Here is a 25,889-nt window from a genome sequence, read left to right as displayed (position 1 = left end):
TTGGAATCATTTCTTTTTTCTGAGGAGTGCCAGATTGCCCTTCTGGGAATCCAGTACAACCGCGCAGGCAATGATCAGACCCTTTACAATCAGCTGCCAGTAGGAGCTGACACCGATCAGATTCAGACCATTGGAAATAATACCGATTACCATCGCACCAAATACTGTGCCGCTGATACGTCCGCGTCCGCCTGCCATCGAGGTTCCGCCGAGGACACAGGCTGCGATCGCATCCATCTCATAGCCACTTCCGACGGACGGCTGTCCGGAATACATTCTCGATGCCAGAACCAGACCTGCAAACGCCGCCAGGGCGCCCGACAATGTAAACACGATGATCTCGACTTTCTTGATCGGAACACCAGAGAGACGCGCCGCCTCACGGTTTCCGCCGATTGCATACACATAGGTACCAAATTTTGTTTTAGAAAGCAGAAAACTAAATACGATAATTAAAATAACCATATAGACAACCGGCAGCGGAATAATGTTAAACAGATAACCCGTTCCGATTGCAATGAAAAACTTATCCGTAATACGGGTGGACTGTCCGCCCGAATATACATACGCGATACCGTTGCAGACATTCATCATTGCCATCGTAATGATAAATGCCGGAACACGGAATTTCGATACAACCATACCATCAATCAGACCAGCCACAACACCGATGATGATGCCAGCCGCAATCGCCACGCCAATCGGAAGTCCCTGATTAACTACAAATCCTACGGTCAGAGTTCCGCTCATCGCTACGATCGCGCCAACTGCCAGATCGATGTGTCCGAGAATAATAATCAACGTCATTCCCAGTGCAATGTATGTATTAATGGAAATCTGTCTGAGCACTGAAATGATATTGCTCGGTGTCAAAAATTTATCGGTTGCCAGTGCGACTACCACACATAAGATAACCAGCACTCCAATAATTCCTGTATTTCCGGTAAATACCGAGAGTACCGAATTGCCTGCTGTACTTTTCTTTCCGTTCATCACTCTTCGCCTCCTGCTGCATACTGCATGATTCTCTCCTGATCCAGTTCTTCTCTTCCGAGCATTCCCGTCATTTTTCCCGCCTTGATGACACATACGTTATCGCACATATTGATGATCTCCGGCAGCTCGCTGGATACCATGATAACGGCGATACCCGCCTTCGCCAGCTCATTAATAACGGAATAAATCTCAAACTTCGCATTGACATCGACGCCTCTCGTCGGCTCGTCCAGAATCAGGACATCCGGCTTGATTGCCAGCCATTTTCCAAGGACAATCTTCTGCTGGTTTCCGCCGGAAAGACTTCCCGCTTCCACCAGTTCCACCCGGTCTGCCACTGCTTTGATATGAAGCTTTTCTTTATAATAATCAATCACTTCCTGACATTTCCGGTCGCTGATGGCAATTCCGTTAATATAAGAGTCAATCGATGCCAGCGTGAGGTTAAAACCGACCGTATTGCCAAGGACAAGTCCCTGTTTTTTCCGATCCTCCGGCACCAGTCCGATGCCCGCCTTGATTGCCTGGATCGGTGTCGTGAAGCGGACTTCCTTTCCATTTAAAAGAATGGTTCCGCTCTGGTATTTTCTGGCTCCAAAGATACATTCCATGATCTCGCTTCGTCCGGCTCCGACCAGACCCGCAAATCCCAGGATCTCTCCCTTTCTTACCCGGAAGCTGATATCTGAGAACACACCCTCACAGGTTAAATTCTTCACTTCCAACGCCGTTTCTGCATGTTCCAGATCGTTGTAATCTCTGGCATAGAAGCTCTCTAACTCCCGTCCTACCATCATGGCTACCAGCTCGTTCGCATTCGTCTCCGATGTTTTTTTCGTTCCCACATAGGCGCCATCGCGGATGATGGTAACTCGATCCGAGATCCGGAACAGTTCTTCCATACGGTGGGAAATATATATAATGCTTACCTGTTTTGCTTTTAATCTCTCAATGATTCCAAATAACTGTTCTACCTCGTCATTGGAAAGGGAGGACGTCGGCTCGTCCATGACGATGATCCGTCCGTCGAAGGATACCGCCTTTACAATCTCAACCATCTGCTGCTGGGCGATCGTCAAAGATTCTACCAGCGTATCCGGGTGGATATTGACCCCGAGGTTTGCCAGCATCTCGCCTGCCCGGCGGTTCGTCTCCCGCATATCCACGGTGCCGAATTTCGTCTTGATTTCCCGTCCCAGGAACAGGTTCTGCGCGACCGTCAGATACGGAACCAGGACGATCTCCTGATGTATGATTCCGATTCCTTTCTCCTGGCGTCCGAAACACCATTTATCTCAGCTTCCTGACCATTAATCTTGATTGTTCCGCTGTCCGGTTTATAAATTCCTCCAAGGACCTTGATAAGCGTTGATTTACCCGCTCCATTTTCTCCCAGAAGCGCATGAACCTCGCCCATTTCCAGGGAAAAATTGATCCCTGACAATGCATAGATCCCGGAAAAACTTTTCTTGATATCTATCATTTCCAGAATTGTTTTTCCCATAGAACCCTCCGTTTTTTAGAAATGCGGCAATGAACCCCATCGCCGCATTTTCCATGTTTTATTTTATTTCACGTAACTGTTAAGCTTCCTCGCAGTTCATTACTGCCAGTCGTTCAGAGTCTTCTCTGCCTCTTCTTTCTCTACCAGATGGGAATCCAGATATACTTTCTTCTCATCGATTGCGGTATCGCCGCCTACATATTTCTCAGCTGCGTCAAATGCATATTCTGCAATTTGAAGCGGAACCTGGCATGCAACTGCGGTGAACTCGCCGTCTAAGAGTGCCTGTTTTCCATCCGGGGATGCATCGATGCTATATACACCGATCTCGCCGGTCTTGTTTGCTGCTTGATAGCTGCTGCCGCACCCAGGGCAGACGGGTCATTGATACAGAAGAATGCTTCCAGATCCGGGTTTGCTGTGATGATATCCTCAGCCAGTCCCATCGACTGATCCAGCGCTGCACCGCCATCCTGCTGTGCTACAATCTCAAATTTATCTTTCTGATCGCCAAGACCCTCAAGGAAACCATTGACACGATCCACGCAGCTTTCATTGGACGGGAAATCCAGAACTGCAATCTTTGCGCCATCCGGATAATCTTTCGTCATCTGCTCGCCCACTAACTGACCTGCCATGTATGCGTTGGTTCCAACGAACTGTGTCACGAACTGTTCGATATCATCATCGATGACTGCGGTATCTACGTTGAAAATCGGAATGCCTGCGTCTGCAATCTCAGCCAGTCCGGAGGTAATACCTGCGGAGTCAACCGGGATAACAAACACTGCATCGTAACCGCTGTTTGCACAGTCAGATAACTGGCTGAGCTGCTTGTTTAAATCATAATCTGGATCCAGGCAGGTGTAGGAAATGCCGTTTTCCTTGCACAGCTCGCTGAGCTTTGCATCAATGGAACTCTGGAAAGTATTGTTTAAAGTATTCGTACAGAATGCAAACGATAAATCGCTGGTCTTTGCCTCAGCTTCCTGCGTATCTGCCGCTGCCTCAGAAGCATCAGCTGCCGCTGTTGTATCGGTACTGCTGGAAGAGCTACATCCTGCCAGCATTGCTGCCATCATGCAAATTGAAAGACCTGCTGCTGTAAATCTAAGACTTTTTTTCATAAATCTGATCCTCCTCTTACTTCATCACTGTTTAGTGCATTTCAAACGGATTGTTATAGTTTTCTTTTTATTTTTACGTAAAAATTTTTCTCTCTGGAAGGAGTCTCCCTGTCTGATATCTAGATATTACTCTATCCCATGCCCTTTCGTCAATACTCTTTTGGCATATTGCACTAATTTCAGCGATATATTCATCCTGTTTTATTGATATTTATGCACTTCTACCGCTCTTTCTGATTTTTTACGTAAATTTTATTTACCTTATCGTTTTGCTCCTATTTTTGTGCTATAATCAAAAAAACAGAAACACAAAACTGCGGCAAATTCAAATCCAGCCGCGCAGGAACAGCCGGACTAAATCCGTACCAGCAAGGGGGAGTTTTATGACCATCAAAGAAATCGCCGCAAAGGCAGGCGTCTCCATCGCCACCGTTTCCCATGTTATCAACCATACGCGCTATGTCAGCCCGGAACTGGTGGATAAAATCGAAGCTATTATTGAAGAAAGTGGATATTCTGAAAAAATCAAAAAAAAGGTGCGTAAAATCCGCAGCGGACGCAGTTCACAGATTGTCGCTGTCTTTCCAAATATCAAGAGCGCGCTCTACTGCGATCTGTGCAATCAGCTGCAGTCCTACGCGACCAGCCAGGGCTATCAGTTTTACACCGCCGCCACCAACGACAGCCCGGAAGAGGAGAAAAGCATCCTGCAAAACTTAATCTCCAGTGCCAAGACCATCGGCATCTTTCTCTCCCCGGCAAGCAGCAATCCGGCTGCCTATGCATTTCTATATGAATCCGGTATCCCTTTTGTCTGTGTCGAACGATTCATCGATGACGATGTCACACCGCGGATTCTTTTTGATTACACCAAAGCATTTCACTCCGCTACTTCCTATTTTTTTGAGAGCGGACACGAAAATGTGCTGTTTCTGGTAGAAAAAACAGACAGCCTCGCCAAACAGGACAAGATTGCCGGATATGAGCGGGCACTTCTCTCCGCCAACCATACCCTGAGCAGTTCCTGCATCGCGGAGATCAATCTGTATCAGTCCAGTGATACCATCAGCCTGAATATTCAGAAAAGTATCACCCGGTATCTCCCCACCGCTATCATCGCCGGCGGAAACAGGCTGACTATGTTTCTTCTCAAGGCGCTGCGGGAGCTGGGAAAAGACTGTCCGCGCGATATTTCCATCATCGGATTTGACGATATGCTCTGGTGCGAGCTGACCGCCCCACCGCTATCCTGCATCCACCGGGATATCGACCAGATGGCAGAACTCGCCTCGCAGGCACTCTTTGACGAGATCAACCACCTCTCCGGCGCACCTTTGACCCACTACGCAGATGTAGAGCTGATTTTGCGCGATTCCACCCGGATCATCGACAACGGACCGCTCGGTGAACACGCCGTATCTCCGGACAGCATCCGGCTCTCCAAGGAGGAAAAACAGCTTTTGCGAACCGGAAATTACCGCGTCGCCATCTCCTTCCACTGCACTGGAACTGCCTGGGCTGCCCTGCATCAGAAAGGCATCCGGGATGAACTGGAACAGTACGGAATCGATATTATTTCCACCATGGACGCCCATTTTGATCCTGCCCTCCAGAATATGCAGCTCGAAAGCATCAAAATGCAGCACCCGGACGCCGTCATCGCCATCCCCACCGACGATGTCCAGACGGGTCCGGCATTTCAGGAATTGTCCAAAATGACGCGGCTGGTCTTTTTAAGCAATGTCCCGCAGAACTTCAGCCGGAACAATTACGTCTCATGTATCTCCGTCAATGAGCGGGAAAATGGCACCAATACAGGGCGCATGATCGGCGAATACCTGAAAGAAAAACCGCACGCCAAAGTCGGCTTCATCATCCACGGCGCCATGTTTTACGGCACTACCGAGCGTGATAACTGTGCCGAGAAAATATTAAGGGAATCCTATCCCGACATTGAAATCACTGCCAGAAAGGGATTTATTCAAATTGAAAATGCCTACAAGGTATGCTATGAGATGATAAACGAGCACCCGGATATCCAGGCGCTCTATGTGAGCTGGGACCGCCCCGCCCTACTTGCCATCAAGGCCCTGAAAGCTTTGAACCGGACGGATATTGCTGTCTTTACCACAGATCTGGATTTTGAGATTGCAGAAGAAATGAATCAAGGATTTGTAAAAGGACTCAGCACCCAGAGGCCATATGACCAGGGAAAAGCGGCCGCTCTTGCAGTCGCTAAATCCCTGGTCAGTGATAACGTTCCTAAATATATTGGAGTGCAGCCCTATGTAGTTCATGAAAAACAGCTGAAACGTGCCTGGAAGGATATTTTCTTTGAGGCACTGCCGGAGGAGCTGGGGGAGAAGCAGATGGGTCAGTAGCTATTTTCCAAACCCATACACCTCTTCCGGATATGGCGCATCCCGCTTTCTTTTAAAATCTTGCCAACCACTTTCCCCCATGATATGATAAAGTTATTCGTAACAATTCCGTATCTTCAGAAAGGAGCATCATCGATGACACCCTTAAAAATCCCTGTTGGTATTTCTGATTTTAAAAAGCTGCGCGAAGACGGCTATTATTATATTGATAAAAGCGGGCTGATCGCTGATCTTCTGACGAATAACTCGGAAGTCACCCTGATTACCCGCCCGCGTCGTTTTGGAAAAACACTGGCGATGAGTATGCTTGCCAATTTTTTTGATATTCGAAAAAAAAGCCAGAATCTTTTTACCGGACTTCAAATCGAATCTCGTCCAGATCTATGCCAGGCATGGATGAATCAATTTCCGACGCTCTTTCTGACCTTTAAGGATGTAGACGGACTGGATTATGCTTCTGCCAGGGATATGCTCCGCTCCCAGATTGCCCGTCTCTGCAATGAACACAGCTATCTGGCAGACAGCCCTTCGGTTAATGAAAATGATCGGAAAGAGTTTATACAGCTTGCCGATATTGTCGATGGGAAACCGACGGATACTATGTTAAAAACCAGCATTCTGCTCTTGATGCGTATGATGCAGGCACATTTCCAGAAGCCCGTCATTCTGCTTCTGGATGAATATGATGTACCACTTGCCAAAGCCAGCGCAAATGGTTATTATCCGCAGATGCTGGAACTGATGAAATCCCTCATGAGTACAGCACTGAAAGATAACAGCACCCTGCGTTTTGCCTCTATTACCGGCTGTCTGAAAATCGCAAAGGAAAGTATCTTTACGGGAACCAACAATTTTGTTTCCGACACTATTTCCTCTTCTTCACTGGATGAATATTTTGGATTTACCCAGGCTGACATGGAAAAGCTTCTTCTGGATGCTGATATGCTTGATCGGGCTTCGCAAATCAAGGCGTGGTATGACGGCTATCACTTCGGTGCTTCGGATGTCTACTGTCCGTGGGATGTAATGAATTATCTTCTCGACTGCCAGAAAAAGCCAGATGCAAGGCCCATCGGTTACTGGAAAAATACCAGCGATAACGCGATCATCCGTTCGTTTATCGACTATGCCGGAAGCAATATCACGATGAAGCTGGAGGCGCTTCTTTCCGGAGGCTATATTCTTCAGCATGTGGAAGAAAATCTGACGTATGATTACCTCCATTCCTCCGAAGATAATCTGTGGAGTATCCTGTATCTTACCGGCTATCTGACGCAGGCTCGCATCGATAACCTTCCAGATGGTTTAACTGCCTGATGATTCCGAATGCTGAAATCCGGGAAATCTTCGAAAGTACCATTTTAAAATGGTTTAACGACAGCGCCAAAACCTGGAATCGGGAACAATTATTTTATGCTGTATGGCACGGCAACACCGACCTGCTCACACAGGAGATGAATGCCCTGCTGCGTATGACAATCAGCTACCATGATTATAAAGAAGATTTTTATCACGCCTTTTTAGCCGGAATTTTTGCCGGAGCCGGATATGTGGTAGAATCAAACCGTGAGCATGGCGAAGGACGAAGCGATGTGGTTGTATATGATCTGCACGGTGGACGAATGGCGATTTTCGAGGCGAAATATTCGAAAACATTTGAAAAACTCAGCGATGACTGCGACAAAGCCCTGCGCCAGATCGATGAACGCATGTATGCAAAAGAATTTGAGGGAAATTATGATGAAATTTTCTGTTATGGAATTTCCTTCTTCAAGAAACGGTGTATGGTAAAGGGGATAGGTAAATAATGCTGGCCGATAACCCTATTTTATAGCCAAAAGGAGCTGCTGCACGGTTTGTGCAACAGCCCCTTCTTACATCTTCACTTATTAAATTCTTACAGTCTCGCAATCACTGCGTCCACATATTCCTCGGTGGTTGCAGTTCCATGCAGATCTCTTGTCAGGTGCTTGCCTTCTGCCAGAACCTCATCCACAGCCTTGCGGATGCGTCCGGCGGTCTCATTTTCACCTAAGTACTCTAGCATCATGCAGGCAGACCACAGGAATGCGGTCGGGTTTGCCAAGTGCTTGCCTGCAATATCCGGTGCGCTGCCATGTACGGCCTCAAACATAGCATAGTCAGAACCGATATTGCTGGATGGAACGAGTCCCAGGCCTCCGATCAGACCGCTGCACAGATCCGAAAGAATATCTCCGTACAGGTTCTGCATTACCATAACATCAAACTGGTTTGGATTCATGACAAGCTGCATGCAGGTGTTATCGATGATTTTATCATCACCTTCAATCTCCGGATATTCCTTTGCAATCTCTTTGAAAATGGAAAGGAACATGCCATCGGACATTTTCAGGATATTTGCCTTATGAATACAGGTTACTTTCTTGCGTCCGTTCTTTTTCGCATACTCAAATGCATCGCGGATAATGCGCTCGCTGGCCTGTCTTGTGACAATCTTAATTGCATGAACCGTATCCGGATTTACCTGCTCCTCCACACCGACATAAAGTCCCTCTGTATTTTCGCGGAAAATCACAATATCTACATTCTTAAACGGAGTTTTTACGGCTGCGTTGGACTTAACCGGGCGGATATTGGCATACAGGTCATACTGTCCGCGGAGTGTTACATTCAAAGAGCGGAAGCCCTTTCCAACCGGAGTTGTAATCGGGGATTTTAAGAGTACTTTGGTGCGCTCAAAGGAAGCATATGCTTCCTCCGGAATCAGGGCACCATTGCGTTTCCACTCATCCTCACCAACATTGAAAATTTCATATTCCAGCGGAGCATCTGCCGCTTTTAAGATTTTTAATACATTATCAACCAGCTCCGGTCCGATACCATCGCCGCGAAATACTGTAATTTTATGACTCATTTCTTTATCCTCCTTCTTGATTTTCCCAATCGTAACTGTTCAGTACCTTCACAGTCACGCGCAAAAATCCATTAAAAATTTCATCGAAAGCTGCCAGAACAGGCTGACAGCTTTTCGAACAAACAACTTTTCAATTAAATTTCCCTTACAGAACAACTGCTACAATCAGGTTATATACCGCACAGCAGATAACGCTGATAGGTACTGCTACAAAGAGAAGACGGTTGAATAAGTGATTTCGGTCCTCCTCGTTTCCGCAGGAACCAAGAATCAGGCTGCCGCCGGATGAGAACGGGCTGATCGCACTGCTCTGTGCACCAAGAATCGTGCAGGCAAAGAGTGCTGCCGGATTTAATCCGGTTGCTGCCGCAAGTCCCGGAATCAGCGGGAACAGGGCCGGTGCTACAACACCGGTTGTAGAGCTGAAGAAACTCATAAATGCGCCTACAAAGCTGAATGCCAGCGGAATCAGGCTGTCGGAACATTTGAACCAATCCATGCAGATAATGCATCAATGGTACCGGCCTGAACTGCAACGGCGATAAGCATGCCGGCTCCGGCAATCATGAGGATGGTGTTCCACGGAACACGTGCGATAACTTCCTTCTGCGGTGCCAGATCAAAGAGCAGTGCGATGATGGTAAAGCAGAATGCCACCAGTCCTACATCAACCTTTCCGGCAATTTTTCCAATCAGTTCATTGCCAGGAACTGCCATCTTTAAGAGCGGGAATACCAAGACAATCACCATCATCAGAATCATTAAATGCAGGGTTGTTTTCTGTTTCTTGTCAAACGGCTCCGGGCGATTGAACGTTACGCCTTTTCCGATACCGCGGTTGCTCTTGAAACCGAAGCGGAAAATTGCAATCAGAATCAGAGAAAATACAATCGCGAAACCAAAAATTTTCATTTCATCTACAAAGGAATTCGTTGCTTCAAATGCCGGTTCTGCTTCATAAGCAGTATCAATCAGACCGCGGAATACGACGCCCAGCGAAGCTGTGGGGAAGTTTCCGCCTGCCAGTGCACCGCAGTTGATCGCCACCGCACCGGTCAGCTTGTCCATCTTTGCTTCCTCACAGATAAGGATGGTAATCGGTGCCAGGAATGCCAGAACGGTAAAGTATGCAGCACCCATAACAGAAAGTACAACTGCTACAAAAAATAATGCAAAAGGAAGCATGCCCGGAAACTTACGGCACATATAGAGAAGACTGGCCGACATTTTTTCAAGGGTTCCATTCACAGCTGCAAAGTTGTAAAACAGTGATACTGACAGGATGACGAACATGGTGCTGACCGGCCAGAAGCCAATCAGTTCTTTTGTTTTCAATCCCATGCCAAAACAACCAATCAGGTATGCAAAAGCAATACAGAAAAATCCCGTATTGATTTTCGTTTTATATCCCAATATAACGGCAACCGCAATGGATGCCACCAAAACTGCACTTAACATATGATGCGTCCCCCTATTCTTCGATGCCCAACAGTTTTGCCGGAATAGTGTGTGTCATATGGTACACGTGTTCTTCCGGAATTCCATGATCTACCAGATACTGCATATATTCTGCCAGCGCCAGCTCCCAATGCGGGTTTTCTGTCTGGCCGCCATCGGTATCAACCATGACATTTTTATAGCCAACCTCTTTGATGAGTTCCAGGTTGTCTGCCAGATTGCTCTTATACTTTCCGCCGCCCATATTCTGTGCATAGCAGCGCTCTAAGATAACGTCATAATCCTTTACCAGGCGAAGCTGATCCTCATGGCTCATGCCTACAATCCACCATTCAGGATGGGTTACAACGATGTTTTTTACTCCCATATCCCGTGCAGCTTCCACAACAGTGAAAATCTCCTCCGGTGCGATGTGAGCGGTTCCCAGTACCGCATTGTGGTCGCGGATCAGTTCCAGCACGGAACGAAGCTCCGGCACGATCTTTCCATCTTTTACGACCTCCACGCTCTGGCTCAGATCCTGGTTCATCTTCTGCATATGGTTCTTCGCCGACTGGGTCGGAAGCCATACCACCTTTGCTCCCAGGCGAAGTGCCACATCGACTGCCTTCGGATTGATGCCGCCGACTACCTTATTTAAGGTAATACTGCCAAACATCGTAAAATTGTTCGTTTTCCCGTGTACAATCTCGTTGTGGCGGTTGCACAGATAGGCCCGATCCATCGTGGTTCCCTGATGCGTCTTGATGACGATAGCGCGTGCCCCAACCCGGATCGCCGCCTCCATCAGTTCGAAATCATCATACGCCCGCAGACGCAGATCTGGATTCGTGTGAACGTGCATGTCGATAACACCCTTCATTAAATCCTGTTTCATCTTGCTTATTCCTCCTATTTATAATCGTCCACAGAGGCTTTTTCAAAGCTGCGTTCCCTCGCCGGATTTCTATTCGATTTTCCAGCCGCTGCTTCAGTCTCTGCCATTGATTTTTGCTTGTTTTTATCTTATACTATTTTTGTTATAGGAGAAAGACAAGATTTGTTATACCAGATATCGGAAATTCCGATATCTCGTAAGGGAGATTTTCATGGATTTAAAGGAACTAGACTATATCGTAACCGTCGCTAACGAGGGAAGCATCTCCCGCGCAGCTGAAAAACTGTTTATGGCGCAGTCGAGCTTAAGCCAGGCGGTCCGCCTGTTTGAGCAGGATCTGGGGACGCCGATTTTCGTCCGTACTGCCCGCGGAGTCCGTCCAACCTCTGCCGGGGAGGCATTTATTTTCCATGCCAGACAGATTTTACAGCAGTACCAGGAGGCACGCAGCGAGGCTTCGGATATTGAAAATTTAAAGGGCGGCACTGTCATTTTCGGCATCAGTACCTACCGGGGAACCTACCTGCTGCCGCCGGTCCTGAAAAAATTCCATGCCCTGTATCCACGGGTTCATGTGGAGATCTGTGAGATGGACAGTATTGATCTGGAAAATAAGATTTTAGAGGGACTTTTAGATCTGGCGCTGATAGCTGCGCCGCCGGTTCGGATCAAACACGGTGTGGATTTTCTGATGCGGGATGAGATCATGATCGCCACCACCGCCGACCACCCGGTCATGGCGTTTGCGAAGCCATGTGAATCGGAGCCGGAACAGATGTGGATCGACCTAAAGGACACCGCACCATTTGAGTATATTCTGGGACCGCCCAGCACCGTCCTCGGACGGACTGGCCGCCACTCCCTGCGAGAGGCTGGCGTGGAACCGCTGGGACTCGACACCTACCTCTCCGCCTCCTTCGCTGCGGCGATGGCGCGGGAGGGAGTCGGACTCGCATTCACCTACCGTTCCTGCCGCATCATGCGGGATGAGTTCCGCTATCTGCGGATCGGGAAAGATGGTATTTTCCTCGATCTGGCGCTCGCCTGGCCCGCTGGAAAATACCGCTCGCGGGCGGCGATGGCGCTCGCGAAGCTGTTTCAGGAGATGGCGCCGGAGCTGTTGCGGAGGTAATTTTCTTAAAAAGCTTTTTTCAATCTATCAAAACAGCCGCCCCGCGATTCATTTCATCGTTCGCGGAGCGGCTGCTCTTTTAACTATATTTACTCAAAGCAAACCCGCTCTGCCCCTTCAATCTGAAGAGTGGTCTGATAGAATTTGGTCAGAGCACTGATTGCATACTCCACATCCTTCACACCTGCCGTTTCGTAACAGGAATGCATCGCAAGCTGCGGCAGACCGATATCGACGGCATGGACGCTGACCTGCGTGTTGGAAAGGTTTCCAAGGGTGGAACCGCCTAAAATATCACTGCGGTTTGCAAACACCTGAACCGGAACACCTGCCTCATTGCAGACATTTGTAAATACCGCACGGCTGAATGCGTCCGTGGTGTATTTCTGGTTCGCGCTCTCCTTGATGACGATACCTTTGTTCATCCAGGAGCAGTTGACTGCATCCGTCTTCTCCCCGTGGTTCGGGTGAACGGCGTGTGCGTTGTCGCAGCTTACGAGGAAAGAACCGGCAACTGCCTGATAGTAGTCCTCCGGCGTCTTTCCAAGTGCGCCGTTGATGCGGTGCAGGACATCCTGTAAGAAGGTGGACATCGCCCCCTGCTTCGTATTGGAACCAACTTCCTCATTGTCGAAGCAGCAGTATACGCTGACATCGCGCTCATTCTTCGCCTCCAGGAATGCTTTCAGGGAAACGTAAGCGCACTGTAAGTCGTCCAGTTTCGGGCTGGAAACGAACTCATCCGCATACCCCCAGATCGTACCCGGCTGGCGGTTTACAAGGAAGAGATCCTTCCCTAAAATATCCTCCGCTGCCACACCAAGCTCTTTCGCAATCATCGCGTCAAACGCGCCTTTTTTCAGCTCACCAGCGGAGAACAGCGGACATAAATCAACCTGACGGTTGTATTTGTATCCATTGTTCACCTCACGGTTGAAATGAATCGCTACGTTCGGAATGATGATCAGGTCTTTATCGATGTACAGAAGTCTCGCGCTCACGCCCTGACCGTCTTTTACCAGTACACGGCCTGCAACGGTCAGAGGGCGGTCAAACCAGGTGTTGTCGATCATGCCGCCGTATGCTTCCACATCGAGGCGCAGATACTCGCCCGGACCATTTAACTCCGGCACACTCTTGATCTTGTAAGTCGGTGAATCACTGTGGGAGGCACACATCTGGAAGTGATAATCAGTCAGCTTCTCTCCTACGCGAAACGCAATGATACTGGAATGGTTGCGGATTGTATAGTAATCTCCGCCCTGTTTCACGTCCCAACGAGCCGACTCCGGCAGGTATGTAAAACCTGCCTCGTCCAGCATACCCTTGATTGTCTCGATGGAATGAAACATACTCGGGCTGTTCTCAATAAAAGTCAGTAATTCGTTTGCAGCATTCATTATGCAGACTTCCCTTCTCTCTTCTTAATCGCCGGTAAGATAAGACCCAGTGTTACCAGGACAATCGGCGTAATGACATTCAGCACAGTTGTATACATATCGCCCTGCTTGTACATGCCTAAGATACAGCAGGCTGCTGTTACGAAGAAGCACCATGCACCGAAGCCAAGAGCGACTCCGTTATTCTTTACAAAGCGGTACTCACGTTCAAACTTGTTCGTGTGTTTACGAAGCATGAAGTAAGCGAAGAATACCCACAGATAGCGCATCGGCATAGTAACCGAGTTTAACTGGGTCAGCTGACGCAGTACAGTATCTGCGTTCGGAACCAGGACCTGAGCCAGGATAATGGAACCGGACAGGATAACAACCATCCAGATACCATTGATGTAAGCGCCGAATTTGTTCTTCTTTAACAGCTTGGTCGGGATGAACTGACGCGCATCCTCGTTGTCAAGCAGCATACGCAGCGGTGCGTCGATGCTGACTACCAGCGTCGAGAACTGTCCGATCGCGTTGCAGGCTGCGTAGATGATCATGAGCAGATTGCCGACACCGTAGTACTCACCCAGTTTCTGGAATGCCCAGTAAGAACCGTTTGCGTTGTAGGAGTCAAAATTCTCCTCAATCAGTACCGGATCAAACATCATGCCCATTGCGATGGTACCGAAGATCGCGCAGACAATAACCATGATTGCTGCAAAGATCATGCTCTTCGGAAATCCCTTTGCCGGATCCTCTACCTTGTTTACATACGGGGAGATCTTCTCACAGCCGCCTACCGCAAATACAAGAATGGACAGGCTGCTGAAGTACTTCCAATCAAAATGCGGGATCAGATTCTTCATGCTGAAATCAACAGACAGGTAACCGCCGTTCGGGTTGATTGCCGGTGCAGCGAACATCAGCAGAATGTACAGGATACTCATAACGAACATACTGGTTCCTGCTAAGGTTGCCATCTTTTTCAGCGGATTTAAACCGCGGCTTGCTACCCAGCAGAAGAACAGCAGAACGGCAAAAGTAACGAGCTGTACTGCCTTTGTGTTAAAGGACGCATACTTCTCTGCGTTCTGGAAAATCATCCAGCTGAGCGCTTTCAGACCGCCAGAACCTTTGGATGCGATGTAGGTGACATGACACGCCCAGTAGGTCCAGCCTGCGTAGTATGCAGCCTTCGCACCGGTTGTCTCATGAATCCAGGAACTGACACCACCGCCCGAATTCTTAAATGCGGAACCAAGCTCTCCGACCATCAGTGCGTACGGTACAAAGTACAGTGCAAACATCAGAATCCAGGAGAAGATAACCTGTGTTCCATTGAAGTATATGAAACCATTTAAAACGTTTCCAAATGCCCAGAGGGTGGAGAAACACATAAAGGAAAGCATATACCACTTGATTTTGTCTTGTGACTTGTTCATATCTTATTTTCTCTCCTTACTGCCAGTATCTTTTCTATCTTCTCATATGCTGCGTTAATTGTCAAAAGTATTTTTTATTAACCCAGTATTTTCCAGTCGGATTTGGTAGTATTCTGTTGTTTGCGTGTATTTTTTGTTAAAGTCTCACAATATATACCTATTTCCCTCGCAAAAAAAGCGGCGTTCCGTTCCGAATCGCCGCTTTTTTCCTCTTTTTGTACGTGTCACAAAAACATACGGTCTGTGAACTGCCGTATCGTCCGTGACAGAAATACACTTTTTGTCTAAAAATCCATTTTTTACCGGGCAAATGCCGATCCATGAGGATTTTATGCCCCTTATTTTATAAGCATTTTATTATATCATTTTCGATATATACACCTCCTCCAGCGCCACGTTAACCCCCGCGCAGAGGAAGTGCCAGAGACTTAACTTCTGTCCCTACTTCATGTAACCTTTCAGCGCCCACTCATACGTCTCGATCGCCTGCTGCAGGTTCATGTTAGCTGTCTCTTTGTCGATCTGTTTCTCCAGGAAGGAAACTTCCTCGCTCTTGTACTCCAGCTGGGTCGCCATGCCAAGCTCCAGCTTCTTCTGCATCGCATTCATCGTCTGCGTCTCTGCTGCCAGGGACGCATCGGCAAGCTGCAGGGCTGTCTGCTTCTGCATGATGTCGTTGTAGAGTGTCTGCATACCGGAGCGGATCGTCTGTTCCTGGTTCTTGATGGTGCGATCCATGTTTTTCTTATCGGCTGAACCTTCTGCCATATTGGCATAACCGCGCTTGTTGGACTGTAAGGACAGGTTCTGCTCGAGTGCCGTCTGCGTGTCCGCCGCCAGGTTCATCGCCGCGATCCGGGTGAGATCCGCCTGCGGCAGATCCTGGATATCCGGTTCCGCGTCATAGGACCATCCGGTCTGGACGCAGAGCTGCTGATGCTGGGCCTGAAGTCCCGCTTTTGTCTGGGTCAGCGTGGACTGGAGCGACTGCAGCGACTTCTGTGCATTTAACACATCAATCTGGGTCGCCTGACCTAGCTGCTGGCGCTTCTGGGTCAGCTGCATGGAAAGTTCCTGCAATTCCACTGATTTCTCCATCAACGGAATTGTCTTTTTGATCTGATTATAAGCAGCAAACGCCGACTGCACCTGCGCGACAACCGCATCCTGGCTGTTGATATAGTCCAGACGGTCCATCTCGCTGTCGCGGTAAGAAGCATCGGCAGACTGCTGGGTTTTTAACGCATTCTGCTCCACCATGACGGACGCTGACATCAGGCTTGCGTAAGCACTCGCCATGCCCGGCACCGCCAGAAAATCCTCAATCTGATCCGCCTGATCCCGCAGGTTATCCGCGCTGTCGTACAGATCATTCGCCTGATTGTACTGCTTATCCTGCACTTCCTTCGCATTCTTTGTGTCGCGCCCTGCCTGATAGGTCGTCTGATTGTTTAAATACGTCGGGTTGTACTCCTGTACCAGATACGGCAGTTCGCTGTATTCCATCACATTGTCCTGAAGCTTCGCCCATGTATCTGCGTCATAAGCAAACTGCGGGCTGGCTGCCAGCGCCGCAAACGGTCCCTGCAATGCCAGAACCGCTGCTGCCGCTGCGGTCAGAAGCGCCGTTTTCCTTCTTCTATGTTTCATTTCTGGTTCCTACTTCCTTTCTGTTACCACCATGTTATCTTACGGCACTTTCTGTTCCAAAAGTGCCTACCCGTGAATAGTAACCTGTTCACACCTTAAGTAAACTGCCATTCCTGACGGATTAATTCGTCACAATCAGACCTTTCACAGCCCACTCGTAGTTTTCCACAGCTTTGGTATATTCCAATTCCGCGCTCTTATACGACGCCACACTGCTGAGCCAGGAGCACTCAAGCCCTAAATAATTGGCTCTTGAGAGCATTCCCAGTGCGTTCTGGCGCTTTGCCGCCTCGTAGCTCTGCGCTGCCGCCTGATATCCAGCCGTCGCACTGTCATACGCCTGTTTCTTTGATACCACCGCCGCATAGAGGTTCTGAACCGTGATCGTCACCGAATCCTCGGTATAGGCGACGTTTCGCTTCTTGACTGTGCGGTTGGAAGACCCTTCCGCTTTCGCTGCACGCACAGACATAAAATCATAATTTGCGCTGACCGCCGCCTGTGTATCGGCTGCCAGATCCATCGCCGCAAGGCGGGTGGCATCCGGAACCGGCACATCCGCAAATGTCACCGGCGCATCCGCGTCAAATCCAAGCAGCATCAAAATATTCTGCTTGAGCTGCAGTGCCCCATTCTCTGCCTGCTGGGCGCTGGAATTGGCCTGCTGCAGCGCCTTCTGCGCCGTCAGGACCTCCTGCGCGGAAGCACGGCCGAGCGCCTGCATCTTCTGTGCGGCATCCGCATTTACCTGGCACATTTCCACATTCTTTTTCGCTGTTTCCACCTGCGGGAGCAGTTCCTCATACTGGATGATCAGGTTCTGCACCGCCTTGACTAACTTATTCTTTGTCTGACGCAGGGTCCGGGCATAGGTGCCGGAAAGCTCCTTGTTCGTGAGCTTTGCCCCCTGTTTGCGCAGCTCTCTCGCTGCCGCCTTGTAGCCCTCAAACAGCTCTCTCGTCTCCGCATCCATATCGTCGGACTTCAGGTCCATCGCATCTTCCATGAGGGCGCTCGCCTCTGCCGCCAGGGCAGTTCCCGCCGACTGGCTGGTCGTCTGGCTGTAGAGCTGGGAACGCAGGTTTAAGTACGTGCTGTTGTACCCCTCGATTCGCCATGCGATCTCGCCATATTCCAGCGTCCCATCCTCTAGCTGTTCTTTGGTGTACGGGGAAGTTTCCTCCTCCACCTCGGTATTGCCGCCCGTCAGCACCGGACCGGTCGCATCGTCGCCGATCAGCGCATCTGAGCCGATCCCCGGCGTTTTAGCCGCATATGCCGGCATCGTCATAGCCGTGCTGACTAACGCCGCCTGTAAAAGAATGGCAAACAGTTTTTTCCTGTTTTTCTTCATCTTACTCATCTTCATTTCCTTTCGGCGCTCTGCGCGCCCGCTCCCGATTCTATCCCAGCGCCCCGTTTCAGGATGCCGAGTGTCAGGGCAAACCGTTCCCGGATACGGTTTTCCGGAACTCCGTCGTGAAAGCTCTTGATCTCCATCGCGATCGACATCATCGCCATGCGGAAAAAACTCATATATTCCTCCCAGCCCATCTTCCGCAAGGATTTTCCCACGCACGACTCATAGGCGGCACGTTCCAGCTTCCGTCCACGCACGACGCGTGGACTGTCCGGATCGGAGCTGAATATATCAAAGGTCAGCGCCTCACGGCTGCTGCACTCCATGATGTTGCGGATGAAATCGGCGCGTCTCTCATCGCGGCACAGGGCAAGCGAACCGTTTAAAAACTGCTCTAACATCTCCCAGATGTCCCCCTGCGCCTCTTCAAGGCAGCGCACGCCGCACTCATAAAATTCATTGATAAAACTCTCACACAGATATCCTAAAACATCCCATTTACTGTCAAAATACGTATAAAAACTGCCCCGGGAGATCCCGGCATCTTCTATCATACGGTTGAGCGATGCTTTTTCTATCGTTGTCCGCGTATATTCAGCCATACACGCGTCCCGGATTTTCTTTTGTTTTTCCTCCGGCAACCGCTTAAATCGTTCCGACGGCATCTTCTTCTCCCCCTTTTTCTATCCGTACAGGCAGCTTCCCCGCCCCGGGTCCGCCGCCTGACAGATTCACTGCTTAACCTGCTTTTCCTTAGTCGCAGTCCAGCTTATCATACTCATCTTCTTTGCCTTTTCCCATGTTATAAACCACTCTGTAGAAGGACGGAAGCAGTACCAGCGTCAGGATCGTCGCCGCAACCAGACCGCCGACGTTTACAAGCGCTAAGCCCTGCATCATCTTGCCCGCCTTACCAAACGCCAGACAGTTCGGGATCATCGCAATGATGGTCGTCAGTGTCGTCATGCAGATTGGGCGTACACGGATCGCACCTGCCTCTACCAGCGCCTCGTCTAACGGCATCTCCATCCGCAGCTGGTTCACCGTATCCACGTATAAAATACCGTTGTTTACAACCGTACCGACCAGCATCAGGAAACCAAGCATGGAGTTCATACTGATCGGGCAGTCCGCCAGAAACAGGAATCCAAAGGAACCGATCAAACTGAACGGGATCGTTGCCATAACCATCAGGGAGAATTTCGGGGACTCAAACTGGATCGCCATGACAATGAAAATCAGAAAGATCGCTGTGACAAGCGCCATTCCCAACGCGGAAAGCTCCTCGCCCATCGACTCATCCAGGCTATTGGTCGCCATCTCAACGCCGTACGGGAATTCCCAGTTCTGCACGAAGCTCTTGACATCTTTTTCAGCCGTCTTCTTATAATCTGCCTGTGCCTGCATCGTGATCGATACCTGGTACTGTTTCTCTTTTCGTGAAATCTCCTGTGGGCTATCCTGGTAGTAGATCTCTGCCAGATCCTCCAGCGGAAGCGTATTACCCGTCGCCGTCGTGATCATCATGCCCTGCAGTTTCGCGATGGAATCGTAGCGATCCGGCGCAAATTCTACCTTCACGTCCTGATCATTGCCGTTGACGGAGATCGTCGCCGCTTTCACACCGCTTAAATTACTGTATACCATCGAACCGATGCTGGCCGGGGTCAGTCCCTCTGCCTCTGCCTTAACCGGATCCACATTTACCTTGATAACCGGCGCCGCATTCTCAACAGAAGAATGTACCTGCATAACATCCTCGCGCTTGCGAAGCTCAGTTACCAGATCATCCGCTGCCTTCTTTAGGGTGTCGTAATCGGTACTCTGCAGATCCACCTCAATTGAATCACCGCTGCTCATGCTGCTGCTCATACTGCTGCTGCCCTGTTCCAAGGTAATGGTCGCATCAACGTAGTCTGTGTCGCATATCTCCACTTCTCGATAACCTCGTCCGTGGAAAGTTTTCTCTTATCTTTTAAGTAGGCATTCAGCGTCACATCACTTCCGGAAGTCATGCTGACACCACTGTTTCCATATGTCATCAGGTAATGATCCACATCCTCGTCTGTCTCTACCATATTTTCCAGATCGAGCACAGTGTCACGGATCGCCGATACCGAATAACCCGGTTTCGTCTTGATCGTCATCGTGACGATACCTTCATCGATCGAAGACATCAGCTCCAGGTTCAGTCTGGACGCCATGAGGATGGACAGGACAACCAGCACTGCAGTCGTTCCGAATACAAGCGCATAGCGCTTGATGACATGCGGCATATGCTTGCGATACCAGCCCTGGATGCCTTTGATTATACGTCCTGCCGGCGCATGATCCTTCTCAACCGGATGCCAGAACATATAGCAGAGCGGCACGATGATGACTGCTGAGAATAAGGAAGCCGTCATACAGAAAATGATCGTGTACCCGAGCTGTGTAAAGAGCTGTCCAGACATACCATTTAACATCAGAAGCGGAATAAATACAACACAGGTTGTCAGCGTACCGCCGGTGATCGAGCCGATCATCGTGCGCGTACCTTCCAGCGCCGCATCATAGAAATCCAGTTTTTCCTTTGCCCGGAAACATCCGTCGAGGACGTTGATCGAGTTATCAACCATCATACCTACACCGAGAACGAGCGACGTCAGGGAAATAATATTCATTGAGAATCCCATCGCCGCCATACAAATGATCGCCAATACAACGGAGATCGGAATGGACGTACCTACGATGACCGACGCACGCAAATCGCCATAGAATAAGAACAGAATGATCATGGACAGGATGATCGCCAGGATCAGGGTCTGGATTACGCTGCTTAAAGACTGTTTCAGCGTGTCACTGGCATCATCTACCACGGTGATTTTAAGACCCGGATACTGCTTTTCAATTTCCTGCACCTTCTTGGTTACCTGGTTAGAAACCTCGATCGCGGTGGAACTCTGCTGTTTTTTGATTCCCAGGGAGATAACATCTTCGCCATTGTAACGTCCGATCGAGCTTGCATCCTCCAGCGCCTCATAGACATTTGCGATATCAGAAAGATGGATCGTCTCACCGTTTGCCAGCGGAAGTACGACATTTTTCAGACTTTCCGTGCTCTTAAATTCGTTGCCGACACTGACGTCGAGATCCTGTTTTCCAACCCGGACATCGCCCGCCGGGATCGTGAAATCGGCGGCACCGACTAACTGTGCAACCGTATTCATATTCAGGTGGTACTGTGCCAGTTTTTCCGGAATCAGTTCCACGCGGGTGTAGCTATCCTGACCGCCGGCAATCGAAACCTCGCCGACCGAGCTTAATTTCTCAAACTCAGGAACAATTTTGTCATCTACATATGTATAAAGGTTCTGATCAGCGTCGCCGCTGACTGCCAGCGTAACCGTCGCCATCGAGTTGATATCCAGCTCCATGATATTCGGATCGTTGGCATCGTCCGGCAGATCGCTCTGAATGCCATCTATCGCCTTTTTCAGGTTAATGTATGCGGTATCCATGTTGGTACCGTACTCATACTGGACAATGACGATCGATACATTTTCACGGGAAATGGACTGTACCTTATCGACCGAGTCCAATGATGTGATCGCATCTTCTTCTTTCTTGGTAACCAGATCGGTTACGTCCTCCGGGCTGGCTCCCGGATACACCGTAGCGATGATTAACATCGGCATCTCCATCTCTGGCGTCAGTTCCAGCTTCATGCCCATGACGGACTGAAGGCCGAAGTACGCGATGGTAATCAGACAGAGAATGATGGTAACCGGACGCCGCAGTGCGAGTTTTGTCAGTCGAATCATTCTTTGTCACCTGCCTCTGTCGTCTCCGCTGCTGTCTCATTGTTTCCGTCTGTCTGCGCGCCATCGGTATCCTGTGCTAACAGGACTTCTCCCTGATCCACCAGCTCGTTGCTCCAGCTCACGATGACCTGGCTGTCACTCGTCAGACCCGATTTTACTTCCATATTTTCATCGTCATAGATACCTGCTTCGATCTCGGTCTTCTCCGCTTTTCCATCCTCATAGAGGTATACAAACGGGGCACCGTTGTCATAGCTGACTGCATCGACCGGAACGGTCAGCACCTGGCTGACATGGTCCATGATAACCGTCATTTTTACGCGAGAACCATTCGTAAGACCTGCTGCATCCGGCACCATCGCACGCGCGTCATAAAGGCCGCTGCTCTCGTTGACCATAGATCCGATTTCGGTTACAGTACCGGTGTAATCCGCACCATTTTTCTCCAGCGTCACGCTGTCGCCCAACTCCATCGTCTGGTGGATCTTCTCGGTGATGCCGAATTTAACCTGTAACTGGCTGGCACCGGAGATCGTGCAGATCTCGCCTGCCGGAGATACATGATCATGCGGCTCGACGCTCCGGGACTCGATCACACCGTCGATCGGCGCCGTCACGGTCGTGTATTTCACCTGCAGATCGTACTGGTTCTTCGCAGATTCATAGGAAATCTTCGCATTCTGTGCGCTGTTTTGTGCCTGCTCCATCGCCTCCTGGGAGACAAAACCATCAGCAAAGAGCGCCTGGGTACGGCTTAAATTGCTGTCCGCATTCTTTAAGGCAACGGAAGCCGCATCCACCTGTAGCTTTAACGCTGTCAACGCGTCGGAATCGATCTTGCACAGCGCCTGCCCTGCCTGGACCGTATCGCCCGCCTGGAAGTAAACCTCCAGCACCTCGCCGCTCATCTTCGGCATGACGCTCGCGCGGGACTGCGGCTCTACCAGTCCGGTCAGATCCGTGTACAAGCTGATGTCCTGACGAACCGGATTTTCTACTCTTACGGTTGGACGGGATTCATATTCCACCGCCGTATTCTTATGACCGCATCGGGACAAAACGACAGCGCCAACAACTACAATCGCAGCCAGCGCCAGAATCTTTCCTCTTTTTTTCATAATTTCCTCCATCTATGCTTGTTCTTGGTAAAAATTTTTCTCAGTCTATATTTTACTCATCTCGTATACACTTTGCCACTCCCAAGTTCGGACAGGTGTGTACACAAATTTGTCAAAATGTATCCATCTATGTTCATCTTTTTTCATAGAACCCGAATTTTCCTGCCGCTGACCGTTTTTTCCGGATACATGAGAGCAAAAACGCAGGAAAAACCAACCAAATACCGCTGATTCCTCCTGCGTTTCCTTGTTCCATTTTCTAATTGATAATAATTCGTAACTGTTCAGTACCTTCACAGTCACGCGCAGACCTACTGAACAGTTACAATAATTCTCAAAACTGCCGGAAACCTGCTTTCCTAACGGACCTGCATAGGGTCGCACCCGGTGCATTTGCGGATCACGCTCATGAACGTGGCGACGCGCTCCTTCACATCCGCCTCATCCTTAAACGGCGCGTCAAACGCAACTCCCATAACCGAGAAAATGATGATCTGCACCGCCATCGCCGCCTCCGGCATCGTCAGGTTCTTAAACATACCAATCCGCTCCAGATGGTTATAAAAATACTGGTACACCTTTTCTCCCATCTGACGGCGCAGCGCCATGAACTGTACCGACTCGGACAATGCCCGGATATGCTTCTGGTTTTCCATGATATACATATACAGCTGTGTCAGCGCCTTCTCCGGATCTGGCTGGCTCATCGTCTCTTCCATGATGCGCTTCATCTCGCGTTCCATCCGGTATTCCATCAAATCATATATATCTTTAAAGTAATAATAAAATGTTTTTCTTGTGATCCGGCTCCGCTCAACCAGCGCCGTAACCGTGATCTTCTCGACCGGTCTTTCCGACTCCAGCTCGATATAAGCCTCTACAATCCGTTCCTTCGTATTTCCCTGCTGCATACTCTTTTCCTCCGGCAAACCGTTGTTGTTTTAGTATAGTTTAAAATTCAACAAACTGCAAGTATTGCCTGAAATTTCCATGTTCCTGCGATGAATCCGCGTTACTGTTCACGGATAGGCACTTTTGGAACCGAAAGTGCCGTAAGAAAACGTGCTTACTTGTCAACAGCAGCCGATACGACCGGTCCGCTTTCGTGTTTCACACGCCCTTCCACCTGCGGCAGTTTCTGCGAGTATACAACCACCCGGTCGCCTTCCAGTATCTGCGTACCGCCGTCTGGAATGATGATCTGGCTGCCCCGCTTTATCATCACAATGATCGTATTCTTATAGAAGCGTGCCTCCGCGATCTTCTTACCGCACCAGCGGTGATCTGGTGTCATCAGAATCTCTTTTAAAAGGATTCCCTGGCTGTCCGTAAAGCCCTCTGCACCCAAGACGACGGTATCCCCTTCCAGAATTACAGTCTGCCCTTTGGGCACAATCGTCTGCACGCCGCGCCGGATCACTGTGATTAACATACCCGGAAGCATCTCAATCTCACAGATTTTACGGTTTTTCCACGGATGATTGTCCCCGATCGGAAGCTGCACGAACTGAATCTGCATATCGCCCGTATAGTCCGAGAACGTCCGCATGACATCGGTCGAATTGTCGATCATGTCGCATTTTTCTGCCACCTTCGGAAGCAGCGAACCCTGAAAAATGATGGAAAATAAAACAACGCAGAACACGATGTGGAATATATCATGTTTCATATATCCCTCACTGAGCGTCGCCATGATCGCAAATACGATTGACGCCGCACCGCGCAGACCCGCCCAGGAAATAACCAGATACTGCCCGATCGGCGGTTTCGACGGTGCGAGCAGCAAGCCAACCGCCGCCGGACGCGCCACAAATGTTAAAAACAATGCGATTGCGATCGCCGGAAGCACGATCGACGGCATCTGCGAGGGAAACGCCAGAAGTCCCAGTAAGAAAAACAGAAGCATCTGCATCATGCCGGTAAACGCATCAAAGAAGCCAACCAGCGCTTTCTGGTTCTTCAGCTCCTGATTTCCAAGGATAATACCGGTCAGATACACGCTTAGGTAGCCATTTCCGCCAATCTGGGATGCAAGCGCGTAGGAAATGATTGCCGCCGCAAAGACAAAGATCGTGTCAAATCCCTCGCCATAAAAGGCATACCGCTTTAAAAGCCATGTCACCAGCCACGCGACCGCCGCGCCGGTCAAAAGCCCAAATGCGAGCTGGCGGATCAAAAGCAGAACCGCCGAACCGCCGCTCACACTCCCCGTCATCGCAGACAGCAGAATCACCGTCATCATGTACGCAAACGGGTCGTTGCTTCCGCTCTCTAACTCCAGCATGGATGCCGTGCCGTATTTGAGGTTCAGCTTGCGCGAACGCAGGATCGAGAACACGGATGCCGCATCGGTCGATCCAAGAACTGCGCCGAGAAGCATTCCTTCCATCAATGCCATCTTAAGCACCAGATGACAAAACAGCCCGGTCAAAAACGCCGTCAGCACTACACCCGCCGAGGATAACAAAATCGACCGCCCCGCGACCGGCTTCGCCTCACTCCAGCGCGTGCCGAACCCGCCGTAAAACATAATAAAAATCAGTGCCACCGAGCAGACCTGTTCCGCCAGTGCAAAATTGCCGAATGGAATCTTAAAAATACCGTCCGATCCAAACAGCATTCCCAGCATAATAAAAATAAACAACGTCGGCACCCCCAGCCGCCCCGAAAGACGGCTTCCCGCGATGCAGACAAGGATAATAATCGCTACGACCAGAAGCGCAAATGAAGTTGAAATATGTATCATTCCTTTCTATGTTTAGT

General features: G+C 49.6%; 22 protein-coding genes. 4 read left to right on the top strand and 18 right to left on the bottom strand.

Annotated elements, in window-relative coordinates:
• Nucleotides 1-6: 6 nt before the first annotated feature.
• The 4 genes from DWX76_RS09655 to DWX76_RS09645 all read right to left on the bottom strand — a co-directional run bounded on the left by DWX76_RS09655 (nucleotide 7) and on the right by DWX76_RS09645 (nucleotide 3,627).
• Nucleotides 7-993: an ABC transporter permease gene (locus DWX76_RS09655; RefSeq protein ID WP_107001726.1), complete on the bottom strand. Its 987-nt coding sequence runs from the start codon at nucleotides 991-993 to the stop codon at nucleotides 7-9.
• Entirely contained in the window at nucleotides 993-2,219 is a 1,227-nt protein-coding gene (locus tag DWX76_RS09650) for a sugar ABC transporter ATP-binding protein (RefSeq protein WP_412694042.1), read from the bottom strand. Before DWX76_RS09650 ends, DWX76_RS09655 begins: the two co-directional genes overlap by 1 nt.
• A complete protein-coding gene (locus DWX76_RS15120) occupies nucleotides 2,216-2,500 on the bottom strand; it encodes an ATP-binding cassette domain-containing protein (RefSeq protein ID WP_412694041.1) in 285 nt (94 codons plus the stop codon). The genes DWX76_RS09650 and DWX76_RS15120 overlap by 4 nt, the downstream gene beginning before the upstream one ends.
• Nucleotides 2,501-2,775: 275 nt before the next feature.
• Nucleotides 2,776-3,627 carry a substrate-binding domain-containing protein gene (locus DWX76_RS09645; protein WP_412694040.1) on the bottom strand — a complete coding sequence of 284 codons (852 nt, stop codon included), beginning with the start codon at nucleotides 3,625-3,627 and terminating at the stop codon, nucleotides 2,776-2,778.
• A gap of 383 nt (nucleotides 3,628-4,010) precedes the next feature.
• On the opposite strand from DWX76_RS09645, the gene DWX76_RS09640 reads away from it, so the two are divergent.
• The 3 genes from DWX76_RS09640 (at nucleotide 4,011) to DWX76_RS15115 (ending at nucleotide 7,816) form a co-directional block, all read left to right on the top strand.
• Nucleotides 4,011-6,008: a LacI family DNA-binding transcriptional regulator gene (locus DWX76_RS09640; protein ID WP_118570562.1), complete on the top strand. Its 1,998-nt coding sequence runs from the start codon at nucleotides 4,011-4,013 to the stop codon at nucleotides 6,006-6,008.
• Between the two features lie 135 nt (nucleotides 6,009-6,143).
• Entirely contained in the window at nucleotides 6,144-7,325 is a 1,182-nt protein-coding gene (locus DWX76_RS09635) for an AAA family ATPase (protein ID WP_412694039.1), read from the top strand.
• Nucleotides 7,325-7,816, top strand: coding sequence for a PD-(D/E)XK nuclease domain-containing protein (locus tag DWX76_RS15115; protein ID WP_412694038.1), 492 nt, complete (start codon nucleotides 7,325-7,327; stop codon nucleotides 7,814-7,816). Before DWX76_RS09635 ends, DWX76_RS15115 begins: the two co-directional genes overlap by 1 nt.
• 89 nt (nucleotides 7,817-7,905) lie before the next feature.
• Here the strand turns inward: DWX76_RS15115 and DWX76_RS09630 are convergent, their stop codons facing one another.
• From DWX76_RS09630 to DWX76_RS09620, 4 genes are all read right to left on the bottom strand, one after another.
• Nucleotides 7,906-8,904, bottom strand: a complete 999-nt coding sequence (locus DWX76_RS09630; RefSeq protein WP_118570561.1) for an isocitrate/isopropylmalate dehydrogenase family protein — start codon at nucleotides 8,902-8,904, stop codon at nucleotides 7,906-7,908.
• A 145-nt stretch (nucleotides 8,905-9,049) separates the two neighbouring features.
• The gene (locus DWX76_RS14480) at nucleotides 9,050-9,403 is read right to left on the bottom strand and encodes a hypothetical protein (RefSeq protein ID WP_243022523.1); all 354 of its coding nucleotides are present in this window, start codon (nucleotides 9,401-9,403) and stop codon (nucleotides 9,050-9,052) included.
• Nucleotides 9,373-10,362 (bottom strand): SLC13 family permease, encoded by a 990-nt coding sequence (locus DWX76_RS09625; protein WP_243015340.1) that lies wholly within the window; start codon nucleotides 10,360-10,362, stop codon nucleotides 9,373-9,375. The genes DWX76_RS14480 and DWX76_RS09625 overlap by 31 nt, the downstream gene beginning before the upstream one ends.
• Before the next feature lie 13 nt (nucleotides 10,363-10,375).
• On the bottom strand, nucleotides 10,376-11,239 hold the full coding sequence (locus tag DWX76_RS09620) for a DUF6282 family protein (protein WP_022360659.1): 864 nt from the start codon (nucleotides 11,237-11,239) through the stop codon (nucleotides 10,376-10,378).
• 211 nt (nucleotides 11,240-11,450) lie between these two features.
• On the opposite strand from DWX76_RS09620, the gene DWX76_RS09615 reads away from it, so the two are divergent.
• Nucleotides 11,451-12,371: a LysR family transcriptional regulator gene (locus DWX76_RS09615; protein WP_118570560.1), complete on the top strand. Its 921-nt coding sequence runs from the start codon at nucleotides 11,451-11,453 to the stop codon at nucleotides 12,369-12,371.
• Between the two features lie 89 nt (nucleotides 12,372-12,460).
• Here the strand turns inward: DWX76_RS09615 and DWX76_RS09610 are convergent, their stop codons facing one another.
• The 10 genes from DWX76_RS09610 to DWX76_RS09570 all read right to left on the bottom strand — a co-directional run bounded on the left by DWX76_RS09610 (nucleotide 12,461) and on the right by DWX76_RS09570 (nucleotide 25,872).
• Nucleotides 12,461-13,771, bottom strand: a complete 1,311-nt coding sequence (locus tag DWX76_RS09610) for a M18 family aminopeptidase (protein WP_118570559.1) — start codon at nucleotides 13,769-13,771, stop codon at nucleotides 12,461-12,463.
• Complete coding sequence (locus DWX76_RS09605; RefSeq protein WP_118570558.1) at nucleotides 13,771-15,195, bottom strand: APC family permease; 1,425 nt, start codon at nucleotides 15,193-15,195, stop codon at nucleotides 13,771-13,773. Before DWX76_RS09605 ends, DWX76_RS09610 begins: the two co-directional genes overlap by 1 nt.
• 441 nt (nucleotides 15,196-15,636) lie before the next feature.
• On the bottom strand, nucleotides 15,637-16,845 hold the full coding sequence (locus DWX76_RS09600) for a TolC family protein (protein WP_118570557.1): 1,209 nt from the start codon (nucleotides 16,843-16,845) through the stop codon (nucleotides 15,637-15,639).
• A 121-nt stretch (nucleotides 16,846-16,966) separates the two neighbouring features.
• On the bottom strand, nucleotides 16,967-18,208 hold the full coding sequence (locus DWX76_RS09595; RefSeq protein WP_182429769.1) for a TolC family protein: 1,242 nt from the start codon (nucleotides 18,206-18,208) through the stop codon (nucleotides 16,967-16,969).
• 2 nt (nucleotides 18,209-18,210) lie between these two features.
• Nucleotides 18,211-18,870 (bottom strand): TetR family transcriptional regulator, encoded by a 660-nt coding sequence (locus DWX76_RS09590; RefSeq protein WP_118570555.1) that lies wholly within the window; start codon nucleotides 18,868-18,870, stop codon nucleotides 18,211-18,213.
• Nucleotides 18,871-18,958: 88 nt separating this feature from the next.
• Nucleotides 18,959-20,140, bottom strand: a complete 1,182-nt coding sequence (locus DWX76_RS15110; protein WP_412694037.1) for an efflux RND transporter permease subunit — start codon at nucleotides 20,138-20,140, stop codon at nucleotides 18,959-18,961.
• Nucleotides 20,074-22,008, bottom strand: a complete 1,935-nt coding sequence (locus tag DWX76_RS15105) for an efflux RND transporter permease subunit (RefSeq protein WP_412694036.1) — start codon at nucleotides 22,006-22,008, stop codon at nucleotides 20,074-20,076. Before DWX76_RS15105 ends, DWX76_RS15110 begins: the two co-directional genes overlap by 67 nt.
• Nucleotides 22,005-23,126, bottom strand: coding sequence for an efflux RND transporter periplasmic adaptor subunit (locus DWX76_RS09580; protein ID WP_227589701.1), 1,122 nt, complete (start codon nucleotides 23,124-23,126; stop codon nucleotides 22,005-22,007). The genes DWX76_RS15105 and DWX76_RS09580 overlap by 4 nt, the downstream gene beginning before the upstream one ends.
• A 359-nt stretch (nucleotides 23,127-23,485) precedes the next feature.
• On the bottom strand, nucleotides 23,486-24,037 hold the full coding sequence (locus tag DWX76_RS09575) for a TetR/AcrR family transcriptional regulator (RefSeq protein WP_117796615.1): 552 nt from the start codon (nucleotides 24,035-24,037) through the stop codon (nucleotides 23,486-23,488).
• 155 nt (nucleotides 24,038-24,192) lie between these two features.
• On the bottom strand, nucleotides 24,193-25,872 hold the full coding sequence (locus DWX76_RS09570; RefSeq protein WP_118570554.1) for a potassium/proton antiporter: 1,680 nt from the start codon (nucleotides 25,870-25,872) through the stop codon (nucleotides 24,193-24,195).
• Nucleotides 25,873-25,889: the final 17 nt, after the last annotated feature.

Origin of the sequence: Clostridium sp. AF21-20LB, assembly GCF_003478795.1 — a bacterium.
Taxonomy (GTDB): domain Bacteria; phylum Bacillota; class Clostridia; order Lachnospirales; family Lachnospiraceae; genus Otoolea; species Otoolea fessa.
Note: the sequence above shows the minus strand (reverse complement) of the source record. Positions and strands in the feature narration are given on the sequence as shown.